Source organism: Microcoleus sp. MON1_C5 (genome assembly GCF_036701875.1).
Taxonomy (GTDB): domain Bacteria; phylum Cyanobacteriota; class Cyanobacteriia; order Cyanobacteriales; family Microcoleaceae; genus Microcoleus.
In genome coordinates, this window is record NZ_JAUBRN010000073.1 from 22516 (window position 1) to 30240 (window position 7725).

Below are 7725 nucleotides of genomic sequence, written 5' to 3' on the forward strand. Positions count from 1 at the left end.
TCTCTTAATCACGTCACTCAGCAACTTATACTAATTTGTAGGTGCGTCCTTTTGCATAATATTCTGTTCCCAGCGAAGATATTTACACGCTCCGCACCCACTCAACTAATTAATATCAACTCCCACCAAATCTGCCACAACTTTCTCCAATCCAGCTATCACCTTCGCCGTCCGTTCCCAATCAACCTTATCGGGTGTATCTTGCGCCGTGTGATAGTAAGGATAGCGATAGGGAGCAGTATCTGTCACCATCAGCCCTGGATAACCATGTTGCCAAAAAGACCATTGATCTGACCAACCCACACCAGGAATGCCACCCGGAATTGCTGCACCTTCCGAGGGAAATTCAGCATGGCGGCGGAAAGATGCGATCGCCTCTCTAACCAATTTACTTGAGGAGGTATTGCCAATAAATCCGATAAAATTCCCCGACGTAGGATAAAAAAGGTTTAATGGTGCTGGATATTTCTGACTGTTTTTGGCATCTGAGTAATAACCAATTGTTTCTAAACTGATCATCGAAACAATTTTTTCATTACGCTCTCTGCATCTTTTGGCATAAACCAAACTCCCCATATCAGCAGTCCAGAAAAAAGGCGGTTCCTCATTCACAAACTCAACAAAACGCACAGTTTTTTCCGGCTTTTTACCTGCAAACATTCTCGCTAAAGCCAGCACTCCCGCCGCCCCAGTTGCGTTATCATTTGCCCCTGGACTCCCCACCACAGAATCATAATGTGCCCCAATTACAACTATTTCATCTGCCTTTTTTCCCCCGGGAATCTCCACTTCTATGTTATAGTAAAATTTATCATCAATTTTATATCCTTGTCGTTCAACTTTATAGCCAGCAGCTTGAAAAGATGCTTCGAGAAAGTCAGCAGCTTCTCCAAGTTTTTGATAGTGTATAAAGTTGCGCTCTCCGATTTCACCAGAGAGCTTTTCCACATCGCGCTGTAAAGCATCTCGGAGCGAGATTTCCTGTGCTGTTAAAGGGGGAATTGTCCCGCTGTAGCTTTTCCCTGGCATTGCAATCATACTCAACCATATCCCACTAATCAGACTAATTAAGATCGTACTAAGGATAGCCAGTCTAGGTAACGTTCTGCGATTCCATAATTCAATTTTTCCCAATAGCATTTGTTTTCTATCTTTTGCTATCCTTGAGTATCAGGGTGCGTCAGTTAGCGTTATTTTTTCAATAATCAAACAACTTTTGACTGACGCACCCTACAATTTTAGACATCTGGTAACTTATACTGCCCGACAATCCGCTTAGCATATTCCGGCACATGAGCCTCTAATTTGTCAGGATAATTGCGCTTCACGTACAGATAATTGCGAGTGAAATGAGAATCAATCGAAAACCGAGCATATTCCAAACCCTTCGGCCCAATTCTCTCAATAAACACTCCCATTAACTTCGCCGCCCACATCGGCAAAGTCACTCCTTTTTCATAAGCCGGAATGCTTTGCTGAACCGCCTCTTTTCTGTTTCCCTGAGACATCACCGGCTGAGTATTTAACTGATCCGTTACCAAGTCTAACATCTCTTGCCCGGTGTCATTTCGCACTACAATCCACTGCCAACCAAAGGGTGCTCCCATGTAGCCCACAACTAAATCTGCTAAAGAATTCACATAATCAAAACAGCTCAAACAAGAAGGAGCAAAAACATCTTTCAACTCCTTAGTATTCAAGCCAAAAAACGGCACTTTTTCTTCCGAACCATCTTCGTGTTTGAAGTGAACGTTAAAGTCTTGCATAAACTCGTAAGAAACCACCGTTTCAGGAGAGCGGCTAGTCGTGTCTAGGAATTTCTGCAAGCCTGCACGGCTGACATTATCGACACAGGGAGTTCCCAAAACGTAGAGCTTTTCTAAACCGAGTTTTTTCTCGACTGTGCGCAAGGCTTGAATTTGACAGCCGACGCCAATTACTAACAGCCGCTTCATCCCTGATTGTTCGATTTGTTCTAATACTGAAAGATTTGGAGAGAGAGTTGGTTTGTTGACTTTTGCTGCCAGAATTTCTTCGCGATTTCTAGCAATAATCGGCATCGGCTGAAAGCGGTCTTCCTTAGTATTTTGGACGCAAACAACGCCTTCTACAATTCCTTTTTCGAGCATTTCAATGGCAATTGTGCTGACGATTCCCGTCCACTGAGCGCCCTCGATCGGCTCTTTTTTCCGAGCCGCCATCATGTTTTGACTGACTCCGAAATACCAATCGTCGGGATTGTCGAGATTGCGCGATCGTCCGTGAATCTCTTCTTCTAATTCCGCGATGTGCTGTGTTAAGAAAGCACAAGATTCCTTGACATAATGGATGTAATATGTATCGCACAAACCGCACTCGCTGCAAAGTTCTTTAGCGGGGCGGCGGCTACCCGGTTTGAGGGCCTTGGATTTTTGGTGCTTAGTAGAATCTGTTGCGGTCATCTAAATTACTTATTTTATGCAGATATGGCTTTTGTTAGGATATCACAGCAATTTCCGTTGATTTACCTCCTTTATTCTTTCTTTCCGTCGTCGCAGGCGGACGCAAGCTTGTGCGGGAGCAAATTCGGTTCGCCCGAAATTGGCGGTTTTCAAAGCTTAAAAAATATTAGTCAGGACTTACCTAGGTTGCGCTAGAAACCCAGTTTCTGGCTGAATACCTCACTGTTAAACCTAAGATTTATGGTAAAAACCGGGTTTCTGTGTGTAGTTTTGGTAAAAAAAATCGGTTTCAGAGCATCGCCGTGCGTCTAGGAGTGTTTGTATAAGTCCTATTAGTATCAATCCGGATCTAGCGGGCGATCGCGCGAATAAAGTGCCAAATAAAGCTATAAAAAAAATGGTAAAAATGTTTGTGACAACAGCCGTCGCTGGCATCATGATGAATCTCGCCATTTCGAGCTTAGGATTTGGTGCTTTAGTTCGCCCTGTTCCTGCTATGAATCACACTGTTGCGACTCTAGAAAGAATGCTCAGTGCGACACAAAAGCCGGCGGCGCTGAACTATTCGCGCCTGGGGATTGGCGGCGTTCGGTTGGGGATGTCTGTAGAAGAGGCAAAACGTAAGTTGGGAAAACCGCAGCGCGACGAAACTAAACCTGCTGGGCATGGCATCGGTGGCAAGATTCGCACGCTAACCTACTCAGGATTGACGGTAGCAGCATGGGATGGCAAAGTTTATTTAGTTTCTACTACCAATCCCAAGTTTCTGACAATTGATGGTGTGAAGCTAGGAGATAACAGCCAAAAAGTCGTTAAAACTTACGGTTACGGGTCGCAATCAGTGCAGGGTGGAGTGACTCGGTTGACTTACAGCAATGACCAAAAGGCTTCTAATTTGATTTTGGAAACTAAGGGCGATCGGGTACAAAAAATTATTGTGAGTACGCAGCTAAACTGAAATATTAAACAACAGTGCAAAAGTCCCGGTTCACAAGTTTGTAGTAAGGACTTTATTCCTTATTTATTAGGATTTTTAGCCTTTCTGTGAGTTGACTGGAGGGCTTTTTCCTGATGTGCGATCGCCCGCGTCTCCTTAATCCTCTTCATCCTCATCCGACAATTTTGTCATTTCCTCAGCAACTAGCGTCTGAAAGTCCTCTCCGCAGTGAACGTTGAGATGGATTGCAGAGAGGAAGGAACTCTGCTAGAATTTCAGCTTTTTGTCGATCGCTCAAATCAGGTAACTGAAGCTGATGGATTAAAGTAATAACATTTTGGCACTCAGTACCCAATTCTTCAATTAACGTACTCAGCGTAGAATTAGTTACAGAAATTTTCCTATCGCTAACTTGCATCTTTATTTACCCAATTCTCAGTCCGCTAGGAGTGGACGAAAGTTTGTTCGCGGTTTCAACCGCCGAGCTATCTCGGATTTGGGATCACACCCATAAAACAAAGTAGAGATGCGATCTATCGCATCTCTACAAAAGTTCTAAATTAGGTGCACATTGTGCACCCTACCAATTAGCTGTTCTGGGGAACAGGAGCACTCGGTGCTCCTGAAAAAGTCGGCGATCCAGAATTACTCGGCGCACCAGTCTTAGCCCGCTTTTTGATCAAGATTGGCTTGACGCTGTTTTCGGCACCAATCGGGGGATCTTCTTGTTGAGCGTAATCAGCGCCCATCCAAGCAGGACGGCTTTGATCGAAAGCCATTTGCAAAGCAGCAGCGGCGATCGCGTGGGAGTCGTACTCCTCGGATAACTGAGACACCAGAGGCAAGAAAGATGCCATCCGTTCGCCAGCCAAAGCTTCGCGAACTTTACCCTGCATCTTTTCCAACTGACGAGCTTCAATTTGCGCCCGTGTCGGAATGTTTCGCACCGTCAAGCTCGATCGAACGTGGCGTTCAATCAAACGCAGTTTGCGGCGATCGACCGGTTGAATCAGCGTAATTGCCGTTCCTTCGCGACCAGCCCGGCCTGTGCGTCCGATCCGGTGAACGTAGCTTTCCACACTGTCGGGCAAATCGTAGTTAATAACGTGAGTCAAGTGATCCACGTCCAAACCCCGCGCCGCAATATCAGTCGCCACTACCCAGCGCACCTGACATTGGCGGAACCGATGCAGCAAGCGTTCCCGCTGTGCCTGATTCAAATTACCGTGATACTCATCAACGCTGTGACCGGCTGCTTGCAGTTGGCTGGTGAGTTCTGCAGCCGACTGCCGAGTCCGCACAAAAATCAGTGCAGATTCCGGGTCTTCCATTTCTAAAATTGGCTGTAGGGCTCTTGCCTTCGACCAGCCACGGGGAATCATGTACACGCCTTGGCTGATGCGCTTTGGCGTTGCTTTTGGCTGTTCTACGGTGACGTTGACTGGGTTACGCAAATGCCGCGCCACCAATTTCCGAATGGAAGCTTCCATCGTCGCCGAGAAAAATGCCGTTTGACGTTCTTTTGGTGCAGCATCCAAGATTTTTTCCACATCTTGGATAAAGCCCATGCTCAGCATTTCGTCAGCTTCATCCAAAACCAGCCACTTTACCTTGTCTAGTTTCAGGCTGCCACGGCTGAGCATATCCAATATGCGTCCGGGTGTACCGACGACGACGTGCACGCCACGCTTCAAACGCTGCATTTGACGATCGATCGATTGACCGCCGTACACTGTCAGAACTTGCAGAGAGCGACCCACTTTTACCGGGCCGTCGCTGCTGATGCCGCTCAAATCACGGATGGCTTCAGTTACTTGCATGGCCAATTCGCGAGTCGGCGTCAGCACCAGTGCTTGCACCGCAGTTACATCTAAATCAATCCGCTCCAAGATGGGCAACGAGAATGCTGCCGTTTTGCCTGTCCCTGTTTGGGCTTGACCCACAACGTCGCGACCTGCTAGCAAGTGCGGAATTGCTTGTACTTGGATGGGAGTAGGTTCTGTAAAGCCTAGTGTTTCCAGATGGAGAACGAGTTCTTCCGAAAGACCTAAGCCTTCAAACAATAAATTCATTAATGCTCCTAATAACGAGTCTTAGCCTTCTAAGTTGCCCAACTCGGATGCGGATTTCTGCTCTAGGGCAGGAACTCATAAGAGTTCTTTATGGTGCTGCGCCTGCGCGCACCTTCTTAAATAGCAATCGAGTATAGGGCAGCTCCGTCGATGGTGACTAAATTTACCAATTCGACAGCCGTCTTTGATTTTGTGACATCACCGATACCAACCGCCAGGGGTCGGGTTATAGGCTTCCAACATTCTTAAAACAGGACATTGGACTTCCTTTGAGGTACTTGCAAGCTTTCCCTCTCAGGCATTTTATAGTGAGGATCATGACCAGCCCCACTTCACTACATAGTAGTAACAGGTTGTTTGGTTCAGGCGCTATCCCGCAATCCGTCGCCTGCGGGAATGAGCGGGGGATGGGGCGACCGTTACCGCCTATCCATCTCAACACTCTTTCGGGATACCGTTGTGGTGTAGGGCGGACGGCGAAGCAATCTCAAATTATCCCCGCTTATTTCTGGCTTGTTATCATCATAACTCTTTACATTCAGAAACAAAACATTAAATTCGTTAAAATTTTCCGATGTTCTGTAGAGATTACCGCACCCCGACGGGGAGGGTCGATTGCCAGATAGGGGCTAAAAAAGTTTAGAACCCCTTTGCTACATATCTTTGCACAATTGTGTACTAACCGTTACTTTTGTTGCACAATCCGCTAATCATTTTTGGCTCGTGTCCGGTTTTTGTTCGCCGCACCGTCTCAGACAACAGTTCCAGCAATACTTACACTTGACCGTAGAGGTCGTAGACATCTGCACCAGTAATTTTCACAGATACGATTGAACCCAGCCGCGCTTCTCCTGTGACATAGACGAGTCCATCTACTTCTGGGGAAAACCGAGCGGATCTACCAATCAACTCGCCTGTCTCTGGTTGTTCTTGTTCTATCAGGACATCAACTACCTGACCGACAGACTCTTGATTCTTCTTCAATGATATAGGTTGTTGTGCCGCCATTACCGAATTTCGCCGCATTTCCATTATTTCTGCAGGTATTTGCTGAGGCAAGCTGAAGGCTGGGGTTCCTTCTTCTGGCGAAAATACAAAGACTCCTACGTGATCGAATTCATGGCGCTTGACAAATTCCAGCAAGTGTGCTGCGTGTTCGTCGGTTTCGCCGGGGAAGCCAACAATAAAAGTTGTTCGCATCACGGCGCCGGGAAGTGCTGCTTTGAGCCGATCGACTATAGCATCATTGATCCCGGCTTGAAAAGGTCGATTCATCGCCCGCAGAATTTCCGGGTGCGAGTGTTGCAGGGGTAAATCCAAATACGGCAAAACGTTGGGCGTTTCGCGGATTGCCTCGACAACTTGGGGAGTCAAACCTGTAGGATAGGCGTAGTGCATCCGAATCCAAGGTACATCTACTTCACCCAAAGCGCGAAGCAGTTCGGCTAGTTTCGGTTCGCCATAAATATCTTTGCCGTAGTTGGTGGTAATTTGAGAAATTAAGATAATTTCCTTTACCCCTTCCGATGCCAATTGCTTAGCTTCAGCGACGATAGATTCGATCGTCCGCGATCGTTGATTTCCGCGCAAGTGCGGGATAATGCAAAATGCACAGCGGTAGTCGCAGCCTTCTGCTATTCGCAGATAAGCGACACCTTCGGATGTGGTGCGGTAGCGGGGAGTAGTTTCGTCAGCGATGTAAGTAGGTTCTGAGGAGACGAGGGAAACTCGATCGCCCTTTTCCACCTGCTGCATAACATTGACTATTTTGTGATAGTCGCCGGTGCCGACAATTGCGACTGCTTCTGGCAATTCATCCAGCAATTCCTGCTGAAAATGCTGTGCCATGCAGCCGGTGATGACTACTTTTTTATTAGCTTCTGCCAATTCTACCAAGGTGCGGACTGACTCTTCTCGCGCAGCTTGGATAAAACTACAAGTATTGACTACAACATAATCGGCTAATTCTTCATTAGAATCCACTTGATAGCCCGCTTGAGCCAGCAAGCCAATCATGTGTTCGGTATCGATGCGATTTTTTTCGCAGCCGAGGTGAGTAAATGCGATCGTTGGCTTCGTTGCCATGCAGTAATAGTTAGTGTTGCGCTATTTCTAAGAACATTTTATGATATCACACTCATTGCCAATTGGCAAGATATTGGTCTAATTTGTTGATCGGCTGCGACCAGTGGGACTTTTATAGCAACCGCCAAGGCGGTTAGGGCGTAAACTGAGAATAGTCTCTTTTGTTGCGGAGCGATCGCACCCAAAATGC

Annotated in this window: 6 protein-coding genes; 1 reads left to right on the top strand and 5 read right to left on the bottom strand. The window is 46.8% G+C overall.

Annotated elements, in window-relative coordinates; all coding sequences use genetic code 11:
- Positions 1–105: 105 nt before the first annotated feature.
- Positions 106–1140 (bottom strand): M28 family peptidase, encoded by a 1035-nt coding sequence (locus QUA71_RS25385; RefSeq protein WP_333289326.1) that lies wholly within the window; start codon positions 1138–1140, stop codon positions 106–108.
- A 98-nt stretch (positions 1141–1238) separates the two neighbouring features.
- On the bottom strand, positions 1239–2441 hold the full coding sequence (locus tag QUA71_RS25390; protein ID WP_333289328.1) for a Coenzyme F420 hydrogenase/dehydrogenase, beta subunit C-terminal domain: 1203 nt from the start codon (positions 2439–2441) through the stop codon (positions 1239–1241).
- Between the two features lie 412 nt (positions 2442–2853).
- Here QUA71_RS25390 and QUA71_RS25395 point away from each other — a divergent pair, with 412 nt between their 5' ends.
- Complete coding sequence (locus QUA71_RS25395) at positions 2854–3399, top strand: hypothetical protein (protein WP_333289330.1); 546 nt, start codon at positions 2854–2856, stop codon at positions 3397–3399.
- Positions 3400–3574: 175 nt separating this feature from the next.
- Here the strand turns inward: QUA71_RS25395 and QUA71_RS25400 are convergent, their stop codons facing one another.
- The 3 genes from QUA71_RS25400 to rimO all read right to left on the bottom strand — a co-directional run bounded on the left by QUA71_RS25400 (position 3575) and on the right by rimO (position 7535).
- Positions 3575–3796, bottom strand: coding sequence for a hypothetical protein (locus tag QUA71_RS25400; protein WP_333289332.1), 222 nt, complete (start codon positions 3794–3796; stop codon positions 3575–3577).
- 169 nt (positions 3797–3965) lie between these two features.
- The gene (locus QUA71_RS25405; protein WP_333289334.1) at positions 3966–5450 is read right to left on the bottom strand and encodes a DEAD/DEAH box helicase; all 1485 of its coding nucleotides are present in this window, start codon (positions 5448–5450) and stop codon (positions 3966–3968) included.
- 774 nt (positions 5451–6224) lie between these two features.
- Positions 6225–7535, bottom strand: coding sequence for a 30S ribosomal protein S12 methylthiotransferase RimO (gene rimO / locus QUA71_RS25410; protein WP_006633596.1), 1311 nt, complete (start codon positions 7533–7535; stop codon positions 6225–6227).
- Positions 7536–7725: the final 190 nt, after the last annotated feature.

Bases quoted from the DNA above. Each gene is read 5' to 3' on its own strand.
- QUA71_RS25385 (WP_333289326.1), bottom strand. From the start codon at position 1,140: ATGCTATTGGGAAAAATTGAATTATGGAATCGCAGAACGTTACCTAGA.
- QUA71_RS25390 (WP_333289328.1), bottom strand. From the start codon at position 2,441: ATGACCGCAACAGATTCTACTAAGCACCAAAAATCCAAGGCCCTCAAA.
- QUA71_RS25400 (WP_333289332.1), bottom strand. From the start codon at position 3,796: ATGCAAGTTAGCGATAGGAAAATTTCTGTAACTAATTCTACGCTGAGT.
- QUA71_RS25405 (WP_333289334.1), bottom strand. From the start codon at position 5,450: ATGAATTTATTGTTTGAAGGCTTAGGTCTTTCGGAAGAACTCGTTCTC.
- rimO (WP_006633596.1), bottom strand. From the start codon at position 7,535: ATGGCAACGAAGCCAACGATCGCATTTACTCACCTCGGCTGCGAAAAA.